The following is a 19,017-nucleotide window of genomic DNA, read 5'->3' on the forward strand; positions in this document are numbered from 1 at the left end:
GCAGGTGGCCGTGGTGCCGTCTCCCATGGTCCAGGCGATCGAGGTGACCGTGGCCGTCGCGGAGACCGTCACGCCGCCGGCCGTCGCGGTCGCGGAGGTCGGCCCGTACGTCACCTCGGTCGGCTCCACCCACATCCACACCGGCAGCCCGAGCAGATACGGCCGCCCCACACGCGGACTGACCACCTTCGGACCGCCCAGGCGCGCCGCGTCGATCGCACGCTGCCGTCACTAACCCTCTGAGCTGGGAGTCATCCCGTGGTAAGTGCCGTGGTAAGTCCGCATCCACCGCCACCGCGGTACTAACCATGGCTCAGCACGGTACTAACCATGGCACTAACCACGGCTCAGCACGGCATCGGGTCAGCGCCGGAGCCCTTTGGCCACCGGGCCGAGGCTCGCCGCCTGGGCTGGCTCCCGGACCGGGGGTGTGTGGCGGGACGGCGGGCGCCGGGACCAAGACCGATGCGGGCGGCCGCCCGCCCGGGCACGACGACGTCCGCAAGGGTGCACACGGTGTCGGCGGCCGCGTCGGCCAGCGCGGTTACAGGACTGCCGGAAGGCGAGGGCGTCGTCGCGGCGTGCTCAACCGCCCACTGACGCCCGACCGCAGGCCCCGGCATGTCTCCCGCGGCAAGCGGCGGAGTGGCGGAGGTGGGATTGGGGAGGGTCCTGGACAACATCCGTAAGCGGGGCAACAAGCCCAGCATCGAACGCCGGGCTGCGCGATGGGCTACGACGAGGAAGGCGAAGGCGCGATGAGCACGGATGCGTACACCAGCGGATTGGTGGACCGGGCGGCGGAGGACGTACGGGAGGGCGATGCAGACGCGATGCTGGCAGTCGCGGTGCGCTCCTATGCCATTTTCGCGGTCCATGTCCGATTCGACGACGGCATGACCGAGGAAGTCCTGCCCGTCGTGTGGTCCGTCATCCCGGAAGTTGAGCGGGAGGCGTACCCGGCCCGGCTGGAAGCGTTCGTGGAGACCTACCGCGAACGACTGGAGCGGCTGTACAAGGAGTACGGGCACCCGTCAGCGACGGCCAAGCACGGGCAACGAGAGCTGCTCGCGCACCCGGTGTCATTGATCGTTCTGGAGCGACTCTCGTCCCTCCGTTCCCGGTACGCGTTGGCAGCGCGGTGGAACGGGGAACTGCCCGACCGGTGGCTCAACGACCTGAACGTCACCTGGGGGGCGGGTGCGCTGCTGTAGCCGTCGGCCTCTCCGTTGAGGGTCCCTTGGTCTCAAGGTGTCGTACGCAGTGGTCGGGTGGTACACCGCCACTGCCGGTTCGGTATCACCGTGGTGACCGGTGGTCGCCTTCGCCGCGGGGTAGGTGCACGGTCGGGCGACGGCCCGCACGAGCGCGTCACTCCGGTTCAAGGTGGCGGGGGTGAGCAGGACAGGACGCCGAGCGGGTGGGGGATGGCCGTCCCTGTCCCGGTCCTGGTCAATCGCCGACGAGCTACAGCGGCATGCCAGCACTCCCGTCCGCGGTGGATCGCTCGTCGGCCGAGTTTGTGCGGTTTCAGGCTGCTTGGGCCATGACGGAGCCGAAGACGTGGTCAAACGGGTGGGCGCGGTGGGTGCTGACGACGTGGTAGGCGCCGCTTGAGTGGCGCAGGGCGTGGTCGGTGTAGTGGAGCACTTCGGCGGGTGTGAGCACTTTTAAGTCGCCGAAGACGTAGTAGAGCGGGGTCGGGGCGTGGACGGCGGTGAGCTGGAGTCCGGTGTTGATGGTGGTGGCGCTGATCGCGTAGCGGCCGGTTGTGGTGGTGGGCATGTGGTCTTTTGCGTCGATGGTGACGAGGTCGGGGCCGCGGGCTGCTATGAGGTCGGGGAACTGGCGCAGGGCGGAGCGGGTGTGCGCAGAGCGTCGCGGATGGGGGTGGGGTAGGTGCCTTGTCCGCAGGGGTGGACGGTCCAGCCTCTGGCGCGCAGGGCGTTGGCGACTCGCTGTTCGTGCAGGTCTCCCACGTGTTTGCGTGCCTGCCAGTGCGTCACGGGGTGTTCCTTTCTGACGAGTTCCGCATGGGTGGTACGAACTCTTTGCTTTTCGTACCCCTTCTCTGTGGCTATGATGCCGCACATGGCGGCATACGTTGACCCACGCTTTCGTCCTACGCTTTGGCCGGGGACGCCGGTCCCTGCACCGGAGTTGAGCCCTCTCGCCGACACACGTGCGGAGGGAGAGTGGATCGTCTGGACCCCCCAGGTGCGCTCCCGCGGCGGTCCCACCGTGCCGCTCCCGGAAGACTTCTACCTCCGGGAGTTCACCGAGCTCGACCCCGCCGACCTCGATGCGATCGCCGCCATGATGGGGACTTATGGGCGGCTGGGCGGCAGTGTCGGCTCGTTGGGCCTGGACGTTGAGGAGCATGAGTACTTCACGGAGCTGGCCGACCGTCTGCACCCCAAGCACGGTCCCTTCGCCCTCCATGGGGAGCTGGCGACCCTGTTCGTGGGCGAGGCCCAGGAAGCCATCGCCACGTGGAAGGCCCTGCGCCACGAAGGCGGGCTCGACGCCCTGGCCGAAGCCGAGGCCACCGAAGAGGAACTCGCCCAGTGGCAGGCCGCCAACAGCGACCGGGAAGAGCCCTGGCCCCGCGACCTGGACCACATGCGCGAAGAGCTCCTCGACCTGAGAATCAGTCACCTGCACACCAGCCTCAACTCGGCTCTGAAGCCGTTCAGTATCGGCATCGGAAGCCTCGAGGACCGCTACCCGTCGATTCTGGCGGTGGCATTCCTGCAGCTGTACAACCACCTCGCCGAGGACGCCACCGTCCGCGAATGCGCGAACGAGATGTGCCGGCGCGCGTTCGTCCGCCAGCGCGGCCGCGCCGAATACGGCCAGAACCGCACGACAGGCGTCAAGTACTGCACCCGTGAATGCGCCCGCGCCCAGGCCCAACGCGAACACCGGCGCCGCAAACGAGACGCCACCACCCGCCACCCTGACACGCCGGGCACACAGCGCGGCCCGAGCGGGGAGGAAGCACCATGACAGCCACGGAGGAGCTCCGTCCGCATCAGCGGGAGGCGGTCGACTCGGTCGTGCGCGCTCTTACCTTGCCCGGCACACCGGCCGTGCCCGTACGCGGGCTGCGGACTCAGGTGATCATGGCAACCGGATCCGGGAAGACGAGGGTGGCGGTCCGGAGCGCAGAGGAACTCCGCGCGGGCCGCGTGCTCGTACTCGTGCCCTCCCTGGACCTGCTCGCCCAGACCGAAGCCGCGTGGCGCGAGGGAGGCCGCCAGGGGCCGATGATCGGGGTGTCCTCGCTGCGGGGCGAGGAGGTGTCCTTCCCCAACACCACGGACGCGGACGAGATGGTGGAGTGGACGCGCGGGCTGGACAAGGTGACCGTGTACGCCACCTACGCCAGCCTCGGTCTGGGCACACTGGAGCGCGCTCACGCCGCGGGCCTTGCGGCCTGGGACCTGATCGTCGTGGACGAAGCCCACCGCGTTTCGGGGCGGATCGGCAAGCCCTGGGCGGTCGTCCACGACAACCAGAAGATCCCGTCCCTGCGCCGCCTCTACATGACGGCCACGCCCCGGCTGTGGCAGCTCGGAGACGAGGACGAGGCCGGCGCACCGGGCGAACTGGTCGCGAGCATGGACGACAACCCGGACGGGCCCTTCGGCAGCAGGGCGTTCACGCTGACGCTCTCGGAGGCCATCGACCGGGGAATCTGTGCCCCCTACCAGGTCGTCTGCGTGGACGTCACCGACACCGCCCTCCAGGCCGCGCAACTCCTGGGCGCCGAAGGCCGTTCGGCAGAGGTCCGCGGGGCCCGGCTCGCCGCGCTGCAGACCGCCCTGGTGAAGGCGTCTACGGAGGAGGGCTTCCGCCGCACGCTGGTCTTCCACCACATGGTGAAGGAGGCCGAAGCGTTCGCGGCCGGCCTCCCCCAGGTCGCCGCGCAGCTGCACGCATCCGATCCCGAGCTGTCCCCAAGACGATCTGGGCGGACTGGCTGTGCGGCGACCACAAGCCGCTCCACCGGCGCCGGCTTCTCGGGGAGTTCGCGGACGGGATCGCAGACGACGGCACCGTGGTGGAGAAGTGCTTCCTGTGTTCGGTGAAGGTCCTGGGCGAGGGCGTCGACACCAAGCACTGCGACTCCGTGTACTGGGCGGATGTGCGCGGCTCAATGCCGGATCTGGTCCAGGCCGTGGGCAGGGCGCTGAGGATGCAGCCGGGCGAGGGGAAGATGGCCTCGCTCGTGGTGCCGGTGCTGCTCGGGCCGGGCGAGACGGCGGACAACATGCTCACCTCCCGTGCCTTCGGCGGGTTGGCGAAGCTGCTGGAGGCGCTGCGGGCGCACGACGCGCGGATCGTGGAGACCCTCGCGGAGCAGCAGGCGCCGAGTGTCTACAAGCCCGTAGCCAAGGACGAGAGCGTGAAGAGCACGGACGGCATCGGCGAGGATTCTGAGGGCGTGAGTGCCCCCGCCAGGGCCCTGCTGAAGTTTTCCACGCCGCGCGACCCTGCCGCACTCGCCGCGTTCATCAACCTGCGCGTCCTCAACCCCGAGCACGAGCACTGGCGGCGCGGCGTGGAAGCGGCCGTGATCTACGCCCGCAAGCACGGTGGCTTGAAGGTGCCGTTCACGTTCCGCGTGCCCGCCGCCGACGACCAGTCCGCGGAAGGGGAGGGCTGGCCGGCCTCGCTCGCCGGGTTCCCACTCGGGCAGTGGACCGCCGACGTCCGCCGCTTCTACGCCCGCGGCGACATGGACGAGGACCGTGTCGAGCAGCTGGAGAAGCTCGGCATGATCTGGTCGCACTTCGACGTCGCGTGGGAGGAGGGCCTGTCCGCCGCGCGCGGGTGGGCCGCCGAGGCGGGTCACCTCCTGGCCCCGCTGGACGCCACGTACCAGGGCTACCGGGTGGGGACCTGGCTGAAGAACACGCGGGCCGCCGCCCGGAAGGCCGCCGAGATCGAGCAGCGGCGTGCCGAGGGCCTTCCCGTGGGGTCGTCGGCCGGGGCCCTGACGGAAAGGCGGCGCGAGCAGCTCGATGAGATCGATCCTTCGTGGTGCCCGGCCTGGCCGGTGGAGTGGCAGCGTGCCTTCCACCTCGTCCGGCTCCACCTCCAGGTTGGCGGCACGCTGCCGACCGGGCCCGGCACCGTCCTGCACCAGGGCGAGGACCTCGAACGGTGGGTACGCTCGGTCCGGTACGGGTGGGACAGCCTCACCACCGTGCAGCAGTGGATGTGCGAGCAGGTCCTCGGGATCACCCCCGCGACCGAGGACGAGAAGCCGCCGCCGCGCCTCACCCAGGCCGACAAGTGGGCGATGAACTACCAGGCCGCCCAGCAGTTCTACGAGCGTGAGGGACACCTTCAGGTCCCCAGGAAGCACACCGAGCGGCTCATCAACGAGGGCCAGGAGGAGCGCGAGCTCAAGCTCGGGGCGTGGGTCAACAACCAGCGGAGCCGGGCCGCGACGCTGTCCCCGGAACGGGTGGAGCAGCTGTCCGCGATCGGGATGCGGTGGTCATGACGACGCACACTGGGTCAGACGCTGGACGCCCTCCTTGGCCGGGGTGAAACCGCGTGTCCTGCGGGGCATTGGTGCCGTTGTCCCGGGCACAACGCACAACAGTGGCGAGAGGAGTGACGTGAGCTACGGCGGAGGCGGCCCGAACTGGGCGATGATCGGTGCGAAGCGACGGGCAGAAGAAGATGCTTCACGCGCTCGGTCGGACGCGGGGCAGTGGAAAGCGCGAGCGGAGGCATTGGCCGCCAACATCTATGAGACGGCCGATCGACTGTGCCCTACGCACATTGCGGACGACTGCCAGTGCCGACGGTGCTGGGAACGCCGCGTTGCCACGATCTTCGGTACGGGGGCCGCGAGTAGGCCAGGGCCCAGCGGTGGCGTAGGTCCGGCGGACTCGTTCTGGAACCTCATCAACAAGATCTCAAAGGAAGCTGAAGAACGCCGCTGACGTTGCGTTCAAGGTGCCCTTGTTACCTGGGGAGTCGGCTTGCCCCATGCGGGTGTATCGGTGCGTCCGAATACCCAGTACTGCAGCGCGTTCGGACGCCACTCGGACGGCCGAGTGTCGTTAACCGCTAGAAGCACCGCGCAGGAAGCGCGATGGGAAGTCTGCGGGAGGCGTCTGTGGTCACGCTCATTGTCGAGTGTGCGTTGTTTGAAGTCGACGGCGCGGTACATGAGTTGCGGTTTGGTGCCCCTCTGTCGGCTCTGACCGGGGAGACGCGGTCGGGCAAGAGCACCGTGCTGGAAGCCTTGGTGTGGACGCTGGGTGTGGACGGCGCGAAGCTGATGACAGCTGCGGCCACGTGCAGCCGTGTCGGGTTCATTGCCCGCATCGGAGGGTCACGCTGGCGCATCACGCGCAGCACGGTGGACCGGGCTGGGGACGTGAGCTTCATTCACGGCACGCTGGGCACCGAGGAACATCACCCAGTCAAGCGCACCGAGTCCCGCAGGTCCGCGGCCGACGTCTTCCAGGATCTCCTCGGGGTCCCCAGGCTGGGTGCAGGGCGTACACGCGTCACCCTGGATCTACTGATGCCATGGTTCTACGCACGTCAGCGGGACCTCCCCAACGACTACCTCGGACGGCAAAGCAAGGAACAGCGCACTGCCGTGGGGCGGGTGCTGTTGGGGGCCGACGACGAAACTGTCGATACGTTGCGCCAGGAGGCCGCCGATAGGAAGAAGAAGTGGCGGTCGGCGAGCAACCGCGTGAAGAAGATTCTGCGTGATCGGGAAGAGCGTGAGCTGCCGTCTGTCGAAGACCTCCAGCGTCGTACCGCACAGTGGACCACGCAGCAGACGAGGGCGGCCCTCACAGCGCGGGAGGCAGGTGCGGTTCTCAGCCGTCTGAACACGGAGCTCGCAGCGCTCCAGAAGAAGGCGTCCATGGCACAGGAGGCGCAGGGCGTCGCTCGCACGGCTGCGGACGAGCGAGAACGTACGGTGCGTCTGCTGGAGGCTGCCGCAGCCGAGGCTCGGGGACGCCTGGCTGGTCTACGGGAAGCGCTCACCGATCCGAGCCTTTGTCCCCAGTGCGTGCGCCCCCTTGACCCGACAGGGCTTCGTGAGGATGAGTGTCCGGTGTGCCGGCGGTCCGATCCCGAACGCCAACAACGTGCCAAGCAGTTCAAGCGGCGGATGACGCAGGCGCAGGAAGCTGCTGAGCGGGCTCAGAAGGCTTCCCGTGGCGCATCGGAGGCTGCCGATGCCGCCCGTGGACGAGCTCGCGATGCCGATCGGGTCGTGGTGGAAGCTTCGGCCGCCGCCCGGGTCTTCGCCGAGGACGTGGTCGCACCCCAGCGGCAGGTTGTGGTCGAGGCCGAGAGTGCCGTGCGTGAGCTGGCCGCGCGGCTGGAGCAGAACGCTGAACACCTGCGCGAGGTAGCGGAGCTGACCGAGCTGCGCGAGAGGCTGCCGCAGCTGGAAAAGGACAAGGACACCTCTGAAGCCGCTTACGCCGCAGCACGCAACGACACCGACCTCATGGTGAAACAGGCCACTGACCGGTGGTCTAACCACGCTCTGCGCCGAATGCAGGCATGCGATCCAGAGATCACTAGCGTCTCCATCGACCCGGCAGACTTCTCCGTAACGATCAATGGCAGTCCGTTCGACGCGAGGGCCGTCGCCGGGCACGGCATGACCCGCACCAACGTGAGTGTCCTGCTGGCATTGCGTGACACCGCGTTGGAGGTCCCCGCGATGCCGGTGCCCCGGTTCCTGATTGTTGACGGCCCCTTCACCGGCCTTGGCAGCAGCGCGGGGGACCAGCGAACCGGTACCGCGCTGCTCGATGGGCTGACGGATCTGGCCACATCCGAGGACCCCTCCGGTGTTGGCGGGCAGGTCATCATCGCCTGCAACGAACTGCACGGCACCCCAGGGCCTGCCGTCCGCGAAATCCACACCAGCCTCGAAAACGGCGCCATCCCCGGACTGCCTCCGCGGCAGCCCTCCACCGAGTAGAAACTCTGCCCTCGTCGGGCTGTCAGCCCAGCGCGTCCGACCTCCAGGGGTGCGGCGTCCGGTGCGCTCAGTGGCTGGCCTCCCGGCCACGGTGCGGTCCGGGCTCCTGCGGGCGGTGCCCCTGCTGGTCGTCCGGGTGCACCGGGCGCACTGCAACGGCATCGGCCGGTTCGGCGTAGCGGTCCGCGCGGGTGCGGGAGTCGTCGGCCGCCTTGGTGAACACGTCCTTGAGGTGGCGCAGCCGAGCGGCTGTGAGATCGAGGGCTTCTACGTCCGTGCGGGACTCCCGGAGGGCCCGCAGCGCCTTCAGGTCGATCGCCTCTCGGGGTCCGGTCTCCGGCTCCTGGTCGTCGTGGCCGGGGTCGGCGGCCGCAGGCGCGAGCAGCTGCTCGGGCATCGCCGCTTGCTGGTGCGCGACGTCGTTGTACGCCCGGCCCCGCACGGCGGTGGTGGTGGTGCGCAGCTTCTTCTCCCGCACGACCGCGCCGGCGAGGACAGCTCGCTCGTACTGCAACGGGACGCGGGGCACCTCCCACTCTCCCGCGTCCTGGCCCGGGGGCCGGGGTGCAGCTGGATCGCCGGGGAAGGCCGGGGGGAGCCGGTCCGGATCGGGCACGGCTGTGCGGCTTCGGACGGTGAGGTTGGACAGGGCCCACCGGGCGGTATAGAGGCGGTAGCCGGCCTCCAGGCCGCGTACGGTCTTCGGCTCGCTGATGTCCGGGCAGTGGGTGGAGATGGCGGCGGCCACGATCTGGTCGTCCAGGCCGGGGTCGCGGCGGCGGCCGCGCAGGACGAGGGCGAGGTGGCGTCGGGCTTCTGCGAGCAGGTGCCGGCGGTGAAAGCAGCCGCCGTCGTTCATCACGAACACCGTCGCGGCGACGTCGACGGCCGCCAGGGCGATGTCGACCACGGCCGCGACCCGGGCCCGGATCGCGGCAGCCGCGGCGCGGGCGTACTCGAGGAGGGAGTTGATGACGTCGGCGGCGACACCGGAAGTGAGGATCGCGCTCGCCTTCCACCAGGCGCGCAGCTGCGCGAGCGGCTGGGTCTTCTGCTTGGGCTGGCGGGTCTTGCGGGCGGCGATCTGGTTCAGCTTGGCGCGGGCCCGCTCGGAGACCACGGGCAGGAACTTCAGGGTGCCGTCGTCTTTGACGGCGGTGACGTACTCGTGTTCCAGGTCCTCCATGCAGGCGGCGATCTGGTCGCTGCGCCGGGAGGTCCAGCGGATCAGGTCGTGCGGCACCCCGGCAATCTCCATCACGGGCCGGCGCCCGAGGGTGACGGTGCGCGGCTCGGTCGCCAGCCCCAGCGCCTCGCAGACCTCCGCGGCCACGAGCTCGTTGTAGAGCGCGGAGGCGGCCACGGTGTTCTCGTGCAAGGCCAGGGTGTGGATCGAGCCCCACTTCCCGTCCAGGCGCTGCCCCTTCACCGACAGCAGCAGATGGTCATGGAGCAGCGGCATCCCGGAGCGCGCCTCGTAGTGGCGGAAACGGGCGGCAACCAGACCACCGGGCGGCCTCACCCGGTAGATGCCGTCCTTGCCGTACCGGATCACGGCTACCTCGTCCTCGATCCACTCCAGCACCCGCTTGATCGCGCGCTCGTGCGCGGCCTCGATCACCCGGCGGGTCTCCTCATCCCCCAGCGCCCACAGAAGGTAGATCGTCGGCTGCGGTCGGAAGACGAAGTCGACACCAGTCACCGTCACGCGGCGTCCGAGGGCGCCGGCCTTGAACGCCTTCTTCGGGGAGTTGCCCTGGGCGAGCCGGTCGGCTTCGATCCGGTCCGCGTCCGGGTGCCGGCCCGGTTCGCCGAAGAGGTTCCGCAGCTGCTGCTCGGTGACCTCCTCGCCCGGCGCGAGTCCGAGCACGGCCAGGCCGCGGCCCATCCATCGCCCGGCCGGGACACCGGCTTGCTCCTGGGCGGCGCGCAGCGGCGTGCGGGCCGGACGGCGGCCGTCGCCGACGACGGTCTGGCGCAGGTAGTAGCGGTACATCTGACCGGTTCGGATGACCCTGATATCTACTGTCATGGAGACCACGTCACACGGCTCTGAGCTGCAAGGAAAGGCCGGACAGTCGTACGTCCGGTCAGGCGGGAGCAGCGGCCGAACTTTCTTCTCAGGTGCCCGTCAGGCGGGAAGCGACCCCGGGCCGAATGTGAATGTCATCGCTCTCCGGCGGTCCTCACTTCACGACCCGTACGACGCCAACAAGCACCGCTGTCCGGCGGTCCTCACTTCACGACCCGTACGACGCCAACAAGCACCGCTGTGTCCTGTAGCGGCTGACCTTGCATAGTGCAGATGAATCCTGCGTCTGACCTTGCATAGGGCAACTGGATCTTGCATACGACCGTGGGCTCCGTCGTCTGCCACGGGGCGCGCCGGTGGGTGTTGCATCGGCCTCTGGTCGGGGGCCAAATACCGGTGTAGCGGGGTGGCAACCGCTCGGGCCTGCTGGTCGTCATGACCTGCATGACGTTGCCGCATTTAGCCTCTCTCCCGTCCTGGCCGCACTGTGGCGAGGACGCGACCACGGCCGATCCGGTCGGCTGCCCCGGTCGGCAGGTTCCAGGAGAGTCGCTCTGTCTGGCGCACCTCGCACCAACCGCCCGGTCCAGGCACCTGGCGACGCTCTCCCCAGGCGATGACATCGACCACCGCGGCACCGCATTCACCGACTCCCTGCTGTCCGAACTTCTTACCGCGCTTCACGACCCGACTTCCGATCTCACGCACCTCGGCGTCGCCTCGTTCGATGGCGCGACGTTCTCCGCCTCCGCCCGGTTCGATAACGCGACGTTCTCCGCCGACACCTCGTTCCGCGGCGCGACGTTCTCCGCCGACGCCTGGTTCCGCCGCGCGACGTTCTCCGCCGACGCCTCGTTCGACGGCGCGACGTTCTCCACCGCCGCCTCGTTCGACCGCGCGACGTTCTCCGCCGCCGCTCGATTCCCCAGCGCGACGTTCTCCGCAGCCGCCTCGTTCGACGGCGCGACGTTCTCCGCCGACGCCTCGTTCACCCGCGCGACGTTCTCCGCCGCGGCGTTGTTGGGGCCGTTGCTTTGCCGAGGATGTCTAGATCTTTCCGGAGCGGTGTTCGTGACACCGGTGACCATCGAAGCCGCGGCTGCGGAGGTGCGGTGCGTGCGCACCCGGTGGGAGTCGACGGCGACCTTGCGCCTGCGGTACACCGAGGTCAACCTGTCGGACGCGGTCGTCACCCAGCCGATCGCGGTCACCGCCCATACCGCCCCCTTCGCCACGCTCAGCGGAACCGTTGTCGACGAGACCGCGCTGGTGGCCGGCACAACCGGCGGACAGCGCGATCCCGGCGTACGGATCAGCTCGCTGCGCGGAATCGACGCCGCCCACTTGGTGCTGACCAACACCGACCTGACTGGATGCCGGTTCTTCGGAGCGTTCCACCTCGACCAGCTGCGGCTGGAGGGCGAGACGGTCTTCGCCCACACCCCGAAGGGCACCGACGTACGCCGGGGCATTCCCCTGTGGTGGACCGACCGCCTGGCCCTGGCCGAAGAACACCACTGGCGGGCCCTGCACGACCACCGTCCCTGCCTGCGCGCCGGATGGACCCCGGCCCCGGCACAGCCGGGCCCGGCGGCCTGCCCGCCGGGTCCGCCCGCGCTCGCCGCGCTCTACCGCCAGCTGCGCAAGGCATTCGAGGACGGCAAGGACGAACCCGGCGCAGCCGACTTCTACTACGCCGAGATGGAGATGCGGCGCCTGGACCGCCGACCCCGCCGCAAGCGCGCCGAACGAGGGCTGCTCACCGCGTACTGGGCGCTGTCTGGCTACGGCCTGCGCGCCTCACGCGCGGTGGCCTGGCTGCTGCTGGCCATGACCGCCACCGTCCTGGCCATGATGCTGTGCGGCCTCCCGGACGACGACCCGAAGCCCGAGTCGACTGGGAAGGTGACCGGCCAGGACATCCGGCTCACCACCGACACCCCCTCCCCCGTCAACCCCTCAGGCCCACTGCACGAGCGCGTCTCGACCAAGCGGTTCGAGAAGAGCCTGCGCGTGGTAATGAACTCCGTGCTCTTCCGCTCCTCCGAACAAAACCTCACCACCTTCGGCACATACACCGAGATGGCCTCCCGCCTGACCGAACCCGTCCTGCTCGGCTTCGCCGCTCTCGCCCTCCGCGGACGGGTCAAACGCTGACCCACCCCCAGACGCATACCGTGGCGGACGACCGACGCTCTGGTGGTCGCAGACGACACTCTCGTGCGGCAGACCCAGGGGTATGGCCGCGGAAGATGCAAGGTCAGGCTGACCAACTCCAGTCCCAGCCGCGCAGCCTGACCTTTCACCTCACTGGTCACGACCACCGAGCTATGCAGACCCCGGCTGGACCGGACACGCTGAACACCACCGAGTGCCAAGGAACGAGCACCACCGACAAGCACCGGTTACCTCAGCCCCTGGCAACCGCTGGGGGCTTCGACGTGCTGCCCGGAGGAGACCACCGTGCCCACCTTCGAGACCTGCCCCCGCTTCGCTGCCGATCTCCAGCACCTCACCCCCGCCTAGCGCCGGCGCTTCCACCGTGTCGTCCTGGACGCCTTCGTGCCGGACCTGCGCACCGGCCGCCAGTTCCGCCCCGGCTTACGCATCAAGGTGTACGCCGCGCCCCGGGGGTCTACGAGCTCACCTGGGCGCCGGACGGGCGCGCGACGTGGTCGTACGGAGGGGAGGTGTTCGCCGGTACCTGCCACGTCCTGTGGCGCCGGGTCGGAACCCACGCGGTTCTCAGCGACCCGTGAGTAGCGGCGTATCGCCGATCATGGGGTACTGCGGACTGGTGTAACTCGTTCACAGGGCATGAGTGCCTGTGTCAGATCCGGTGATCTGTGACGTTCTGTGCCGGATGACAGAGTCGTTCAATTGAGGTCGAGGACGGGGCTGTGTTCGGGCAGGAGCAGGATGGTTCGCACGTGAAGCGGGGTATTTTCGGTCGTTTGTGGTGACCTTGAGTGGGACGGCGGAGCCTGTCAGGCATATGCGGGCCGGGGTTGCTGCGGCCGGTGAAGTGCCGGCCCTTCTGGTCCGTCCGGGGAGTGTTCGCCGTGGCCCAGGGGATCAGCAGTGCGCCGTGTGAGCGTTTCGATGATCTGGTTGACCAGTCGGTTCGGCTGGTCCGGGTAATGACGGGGTGCCAGTTCACGCTGGGGGACATCGCGTTGGAGATCGCGCCGTTGCGTACGCACGGCGGGAATATGGCGCTCGGGGAAGACGACCAGCCCGGGGTGGAGGGCCTGTTACGCCTGTTCTCCGAGGCGATAGGGCTGTCGTTCCATACGGTGCGAACGTATCGGTGGGTGGCCGCACGGTGGCCGAAGGATCAGCGCCAGGACGGTGTCTCCTTCGAGGTCCACCGGATTCTGGCGTCGGCGCCGGATGCGTACGAGCTGATCCAGCATCCGCCTCTCGACGAGCGGACAGGAGAATCCCGGTGGAGCGGGGACGCCGCGAAGCGGGCGGCGGGCTGGCCGACCGCGACGCCCGTGTCGGTGGCGGAGAAGGTCGAGGCGATCCGGGATCTCGCGCAGGACGAGCAGGTGGCGGCCTTGGTGGCATGTGACCTGCTGCACCGGCCGGAGGTCGCTTTCAGGGCGATGCGGGGCCCTTATCCGGACTACCGGCGGCAGAGGTCCGAGCCCGCCCTTCCACGTGCAGCGTGAACCCGAAATTGGCTGGCATCACCCCAGGCCAGGGCAGTTACTGTTCGATGGTGATGACATCCGTGGGAATGAAGCTGGGGTTGGAGGCGGCACGCCTGCTCGCCGCCGCCGACTGCTGTGAGATTGAGCCCGGGTTGACCGATGCCGAGTTCCGCCGCATAGAGGAGGAGTGCGGGTTCGAGTTCGCCGACGACCATCGGGCATTTCTGGCTGCGGGGTTTCCGGTGAGGCAGCCGCCCGAGGAGGGAGACACGTGGGAAAATCCGTGGCCCGACTGGCGGCATGGAGATCCGGTGAAGCTCCGGAAACATCTTGAATGGCCGGTCGAAGGCGTCCTTGGCGCAGTTCAGCATGGCTTCTGGCATCCGACGTGGGGGCAGCGGCCTGCGGGTGCGGATGAAGCGCATCAAAAAGCTGCGTTGATGCTGGACCAGGTACCAAAGCTCGTGCCCGTGTACGCCACCGATTTCTGCCCGCCGGTCATGGCTCCCACGGGCACCCGGTCATGTCCATATGGGGCACCGACATCATCTATTACGGCGCTGACTTGGCCGACTACATCAACCACGAATTCGACGACTTCAGCACGCATACCCCTGACGGTTGGGACCCCAGAGCGACTGTGGCCTTCTGGCAGGACTTCCTGGAGTAACCTCTCCGGACTCGGGCAGCACCGTTATTGCCGTCTGGTGATCGCTGGCATGCCAAGGTCGGTAGGGCCGCCCTGGCGAACCTCACGTGTCCGCTGCAAACTACGGTCGAGCGCGACAAGCTTCTCCTTGGCCTTGGTGAGGCTGACTTGGAGCCCCTGGACTTCGCCGAGCCAGCCGTTCAAGCGGGCCTCGTCGATGCGGCCGCCGAGGTTGCGAATGATCTCGACCAGTCGTCCTCGTTGACGGGGCGAGACCCGCAGCATGGGACATCTGAGGCAGGAGTGCTCATGCTGGCAAGGGGTGCCGTAGGGGCGGGCGCAATCGCCCAGTTCGAGCTTGCGAGTGTGGAAATGCTCCTGGAACTCGCGCCACTCATCATCGGTGGGTTCGCGGTACTCCTCGACGGGCCGGACGGAGCGACGCTTGTCGAGGAAGGCCCGGTAGGAGCGGATCAGGTCCGCTTGGAACACGGCCACGTATGCCTCGGTGGTGACCACTGAGGCGTGACCGAGCAAGCGGGCGGCGATGTGGACGGGAAGTCCACCGGCGACGGCTTCAGTCGCGAAGATCCTTCGGAAGTCGTGGGGCGTATAGCGCAACAGCTGACCTGCCTGGTCGGTCAGTGATGCCCGGGCCAGGGTGTCGTTGAGCAGCTGGTAGACCATGTTGGTGGTGATGACGTCGCGCCTCCAGCCGATGCGGCGCTGGAACAGGTGTGGAAGTGCCGGCCCTGTGACGAGTTCGTGGGGGTCATAGCGCGCGACGAAGGGGACGACGCCGTCGTTGTCGCCGCGGAGCCGGCTGATGACCGTGGCAAGGACGCTGGCCAGCTCAGGGCTGACCAGGAGGAGCCGTTCCGCGTTGCTCTTGGACGGGACAATCTGCAGCAGCGGCACGATCTCATTGGTGTCGGGAAGCTCGTAGGACACCAGCGCCAAGTGGGTTAGTTCCAGCAGCTCTTCGAGACGGACTCCGGTGTGACGGAGCGTCTCGATCACGGCCCAGGCCCAGAACGCCTCGTCCTCGCTGCGGGTGAGGTCGAGCTGCTCGCCAGTGGCGCTGTCCTGCGCGAGCACGATGGTGGGCCGGTAGTGGAATCGCTTTCTGAGCTGGTCGTCCTTCCTGTCGATGCGTCGATAGTCGCGGCCGTTCAGGTCGAAGGTCTCGCCGATCGGGGTGGCTTCGGCTGCTGCCAGCAGGCGCTTCTGGTGGGCGTGGTGTTGTTCGGTGGTGTCGACGAGTTCAGGAAGGCGGGGCAGCCGTTCACGGACCCGCTGGTGCATCTTGGCCCGGGCCTTCTTCTTGACCTTGGTGAAGCCGCCGGTGTCGGCGCGGCGGACCGGGCTGGGGACTGCCCAGGCAGCCCAACTCGGATCTTCAAGGGCCCACTCAGCGATGTCGAGGTAGAACGCCCGGACGGTGGTCAGCACGCTCGCCCACTGTTCGCGGGGGACGGGGTCCCTACCCGGTCGGTTGATCACCTTCACCCGGTGTTTCCATGCCTCGGCGGTCTCAGGTGCCAGGTGGAGGCTGGAGATGCCGGGATGGTGCTTTTCAATGTCGGCCCAGAACGCGCCCACCAGCTGGCTCGCCAGGCCGGATACCGAGCTGTAGTCGAGGCTGGGGCGGCGCTCGTCCAGGTAGCGTACGAAAACGTCCCGGATGGGGCCGCGTTGGATGCCGTAGCGGTCAACGAGTTGCGTTGTCGGCAGCTGCCCGCGTGCCAGTGTGCGACGCAAGGACAGCTTCTCGTCCAGGACCCCGATGTCGCGCAGCAGGTCCCAGGCAGCGTGAAGCCCCATGGGTGCCTTGCCGAGGGTCTCCTTGTTCCAGTCGTGGTAGGCGATCAGGTCGTCTGCGGTGAGATCAGCTAGGTCGCGGCCGGTTCGAAAGGCGACCTTGACCAGGCTGTTCTCGGCTGTGCTCAGGTGGCTGGGGATCGTTCCTCGGCTCATGCCGGCCTGCCGGAGCTTGCTGAACAGGTCGGCGCCGAACTCCTGTTTGGCATGGCGGTAGAGCCCCGAGGTCCGGTAACACTGCAGGAACTCGTAACTTGGACGCACCACCCTGGCCAGGAGCAAGCAGCCCAGACCGTCGGTGGTCACTTCCCGTCGGGATGCTTCGACGCAGCCGAATCCGTCCGTGACGACGCCGATCCAGTCCAGGCCGCTGTCGGCGCCGGAGACGAGCCACCGTTCCTGCCAGCCGTCCCCCGGGAAAGACTTGAGCCAGTCGAGGATCCGGGCGGTCCCGCGCGACCGATCGCCCCACTTGCTCCTGCTGCGTTTGGTCGTCGCCGGCGGAAAGGCCACGAGAGACGGCAGCAGTTGCAGAACGCCCTGGACCGAGAGCTCGTCGAACGGGCCGCGGTCGGCAACAAGCATCGCCTGATGATCGACGGTGGCTCGGGCAGAGGGGACAGAATCGGCTGTTCTGCTGGTCACGGTCATCGCGGAAGACCTCCGAACAGCACGTCCATGTCAGTGGAGTGGTAGCCGACGGCGACCGGCGGCGGGGGTTGCTGGGCACGAAGTTCACGTGCGGTCAGATGCTCGGCGACGCGGCGGATCACCCGGGCTTCGTCCTCGATGAGGTAGACGTCGGCGGTAGTGCTGAGGTGAGCATGGCCGAGGATGGTCTGTACGTCCCGGAGCGAGAGGCTTTCATCCCGGCTCATACGCAGGGCTGCGGTGTGCCGCAGGTCGTGCATCGTGTAGTTCGTCCCGAGCAGGGCGTTTGCCCGCCGGAGCACGGCCCTCAATGCGTCGTAGTTCATCGGCTGGTGCCGTAGTCCGTCGCCGTGATCGCGGCGACGAAGTGTCCACCAGATCGGGTCGTTCGGGTCCAACAGACCGAGCTCGGCCAGGTAGAGCCGCAGCCAGATGAATGCCTCGGGGCTGGCGGGCAGCCACTGCTCGGCGTCGCTGCCCCTGCGTCGAACCCGCACGAGCTGGTCGCCCCAGTCCAGGTCGACACCACGCAGTCCGAGGATCTCACTCGCACGGGCGGCGCAGCTGAGATCCAACGCCAGAATCGCACGGTCACGGTTGGAGCGAAGGGCCCCGAACAGGTCCTTCCAGCGCTCGTCCGGAATCTCACGGGGCCTGGACCGGGGCACCTTGGGGTTGTAGCGGATCCGGCCTTCGGCGCGGAACGGTTCAAGCGGGTTGTGGTGTGCGTGCGGGCGCCGCCCTTTGCGGTCGAGCGGCACGGGGTTGACCAGAGGGCCTTCACCGATCTCGATCCAGAACTCGTAGAAACTGCGGACGACGGCGTTGTTGTGACGGACGGTCCGGGGTTCGTAGCCGTCGCCCAGGTTCTTCTTTCGAGTGATCGGATTGACCTTGCCCGCCGTGTGGACCGACGCTCGCCGAGGAGAGTTTCGCGGCTTGTCCGCCTGGCGGAGCCACAGCACCAGGTCCCGGGTCTCCGCCGGAGTCGCTCGATCCCACTCGACTTGGACGGCCCGCAGCCACCGCCACCATCTCAGCAGCCCGTACGCGTAGCTGCGTACCGAACCAGGACGGTTCCTCGCGGTGAAGTCCCGCAGGTACCGCCGGATCGGCTCCACCGGCACCTCGTCCGGGCCGACCACCAGCCACGGCACCACACCCTCGGCGGGAACCACCCGCCCCCACTTCGGCAAGCGAATAGCGGTGATGTCCCGCTCAACTTCGCCACTCCTGGTCCCCATGCAGCCTCCCTTTTCGAGCTGCACGAGGTCTATCGCCTAGAAGAGATCGACTCCTCTCCATCGTCGGCGTGTCTTCTGCTAGTCCGGTCAACAGGCACACCGCCCGATTCCAGGTCAACCATGCCCAGAACGAACGACACAAGCAGTCCCGCCAGCACTTCGAGGACACCAGCCCCGACGCTCCGGTGGTCCGCAGGATGGAGCGGACGGCGGAGTTCCTGGACCTGGTCACCGCCTGCCACTCCTTCGTCGCCGCGGCCGGCCGCACGGTTCCCGGGCTGCGGGACCGCCAGCTCGACGAGAACGAAGCCGACCTCGTGCACCAGAACGTGGCCAGGGTCAGGGCCACCCTCGACTGGATCGAGCAGGCCGTGGACACCGGCAAGGTCGACATGGACGACGAGCTCGCCCGCCTGCTGCGGAGCGAGTAACCGTGCCCCGGGCCTCACGGCGCCGGGGCGACGCGGCCAGACGTCACGCCGACACCCTCCGCTTCGTGCTCTTCGAAGCCCGGCCCGCCGGGCTCCATTCCCCGCAGCTGGTACGGGCCACGTCCCTGACCCCGTCCCAGGTCGCATCGGGGCTGGCCGCACTGCGTGACCAGATCGCAGAGAAGGGATGGCCCCCACTGATCTGGACGAGGGCCGACGGCTACCAACTGGGCGCGGAGCGGGCCGCGTTGGAAAAGTACGAGAGGGGTGTGATCAAGGAATACCTGACCGTGATGCGCCGGTTCGCCTCCGCCACGGTCGGACCTCACGCCACCGCCCACCCGGGCGACAAGTGGGCACGCTACCTCGTCGCCCAGCTCAACTCGATCGAATCCACCCTCGACCTCATCGATTCGACCAGCCGCACCTGACCGCGCAGGGCCGGACGGCCAAGCCGTCCGGGCCTGCGCGGACTTCCGCTCCGGGGGGCTACAATCCCCAAGGCCGCTACCCCGCGGACAACACCGACGCCGAAAGGGC

The 19,017-nt window shown here is 68.2% G+C and carries 13 protein-coding genes and 1 pseudogene; 10 read left to right on the plus strand and 4 right to left on the minus strand.

Annotated elements, in window-relative coordinates; translation table 11 throughout:
* On the plus strand, positions 1 to 235 hold a 235-nt coding region (locus ACFWVV_RS36520), incomplete at its 5' end, for a hypothetical protein (RefSeq protein ID WP_384422911.1).
* 523 nt (positions 236 to 758) lie between these two features.
* On the plus strand, positions 759 to 1,214 hold the full coding sequence (locus ACFWVV_RS36525) for a hypothetical protein (protein ID WP_384358612.1): 456 nt from the start codon (positions 759 to 761) through the stop codon (positions 1,212 to 1,214).
* A 316-nt stretch (positions 1,215 to 1,530) separates the two neighbouring features.
* On the opposite strand, the gene ACFWVV_RS36530 is transcribed toward ACFWVV_RS36525, so the two are convergent.
* Entirely contained in the window at positions 1,531 to 1,785 is a 255-nt protein-coding gene (locus tag ACFWVV_RS36530) for a hypothetical protein (RefSeq protein ID WP_384358610.1), read from the minus strand.
* A 456-nt stretch (positions 1,786 to 2,241) separates the two neighbouring features.
* Here ACFWVV_RS36530 and ACFWVV_RS36535 point away from each other — a divergent pair, with 456 nt between their 5' ends.
* The 4 genes from ACFWVV_RS36535 to ACFWVV_RS36550 all read left to right on the plus strand — a co-directional run bounded on the left by ACFWVV_RS36535 (position 2,242) and on the right by ACFWVV_RS36550 (position 7,990).
* A complete protein-coding gene (locus ACFWVV_RS36535; protein WP_384358608.1) occupies positions 2,242 to 3,009 on the plus strand; it encodes a hypothetical protein in 768 nt (255 codons plus the stop codon).
* A complete protein-coding gene (locus ACFWVV_RS36540; protein WP_384358606.1) occupies positions 3,006 to 4,094 on the plus strand; it encodes a DEAD/DEAH box helicase family protein in 1,089 nt (362 codons plus the stop codon). Before ACFWVV_RS36535 ends, ACFWVV_RS36540 begins: the two co-directional genes overlap by 4 nt.
* The gene (locus ACFWVV_RS36545; RefSeq protein ID WP_384358604.1) at positions 4,064 to 5,518 is read left to right on the plus strand and encodes a Helicase associated domain protein; all 1,455 of its coding nucleotides are present in this window, start codon (positions 4,064 to 4,066) and stop codon (positions 5,516 to 5,518) included. Before ACFWVV_RS36540 ends, ACFWVV_RS36545 begins: the two co-directional genes overlap by 31 nt.
* 624 nt (positions 5,519 to 6,142) lie before the next feature.
* On the plus strand, positions 6,143 to 7,990 hold the full coding sequence (locus tag ACFWVV_RS36550) for a hypothetical protein (protein ID WP_384358602.1): 1,848 nt from the start codon (positions 6,143 to 6,145) through the stop codon (positions 7,988 to 7,990).
* Positions 7,991 to 8,057: 67 nt separating this feature from the next.
* Here the strand turns inward: ACFWVV_RS36550 and mobF are convergent, their stop codons facing one another.
* Positions 8,058 to 10,022 (minus strand): MobF family relaxase, encoded by a 1,965-nt coding sequence (gene mobF, locus ACFWVV_RS36555; RefSeq protein ID WP_384358600.1) that lies wholly within the window; start codon positions 10,020 to 10,022, stop codon positions 8,058 to 8,060.
* Positions 10,023 to 10,457: 435 nt separating this feature from the next.
* Here mobF and ACFWVV_RS36560 point away from each other — a divergent pair, with 435 nt between their 5' ends.
* Both ACFWVV_RS36560 and ACFWVV_RS36565 read left to right on the plus strand, forming a co-directional pair.
* On the plus strand, positions 10,458 to 12,179 hold the full coding sequence (locus ACFWVV_RS36560; protein ID WP_384358598.1) for a pentapeptide repeat-containing protein: 1,722 nt from the start codon (positions 10,458 to 10,460) through the stop codon (positions 12,177 to 12,179).
* Between the two features lie 905 nt (positions 12,180 to 13,084).
* Positions 13,085 to 13,699 carry a DUF6192 family protein gene (locus ACFWVV_RS36565; RefSeq protein ID WP_384358596.1) on the plus strand — a complete coding sequence of 205 codons (615 nt, stop codon included), beginning with the start codon at positions 13,085 to 13,087 and terminating at the stop codon, positions 13,697 to 13,699.
* 676 nt (positions 13,700 to 14,375) lie between these two features.
* Here ACFWVV_RS36565 and ACFWVV_RS36570 read toward each other — a convergent pair.
* Positions 14,376 to 16,802, minus strand: coding sequence for a tyrosine-type recombinase/integrase (locus ACFWVV_RS36570; protein ID WP_384358594.1), 2,427 nt, complete (start codon positions 16,800 to 16,802; stop codon positions 14,376 to 14,378).
* Positions 16,799 to 18,046, minus strand: a complete 1,248-nt coding sequence (locus tag ACFWVV_RS36575; protein WP_384358592.1) for a tyrosine-type recombinase/integrase — start codon at positions 18,044 to 18,046, stop codon at positions 16,799 to 16,801. The genes ACFWVV_RS36570 and ACFWVV_RS36575 overlap by 4 nt, the downstream gene beginning before the upstream one ends.
* Before the next feature lie 98 nt (positions 18,047 to 18,144).
* Between ACFWVV_RS36575 and ACFWVV_RS36580 the strand changes: the two are divergent.
* Positions 18,145 to 18,477 (plus strand): annotated as a pseudogene (locus ACFWVV_RS36580) (DUF6192 family protein); the annotation flags it as partial.
* A 2-nt stretch (positions 18,478 to 18,479) separates the two neighbouring features.
* Complete coding sequence (locus tag ACFWVV_RS36585; RefSeq protein ID WP_384358590.1) at positions 18,480 to 18,908, plus strand: RacP protein; 429 nt, start codon at positions 18,480 to 18,482, stop codon at positions 18,906 to 18,908.
* Positions 18,909 to 19,017: the final 109 nt, after the last annotated feature.

The sequence above is a fragment of the Streptomyces sp. NPDC058663 genome (assembly GCF_042716745.1).
Lineage (GTDB): Bacteria > Actinomycetota > Actinomycetes > Streptomycetales > Streptomycetaceae > Streptomyces.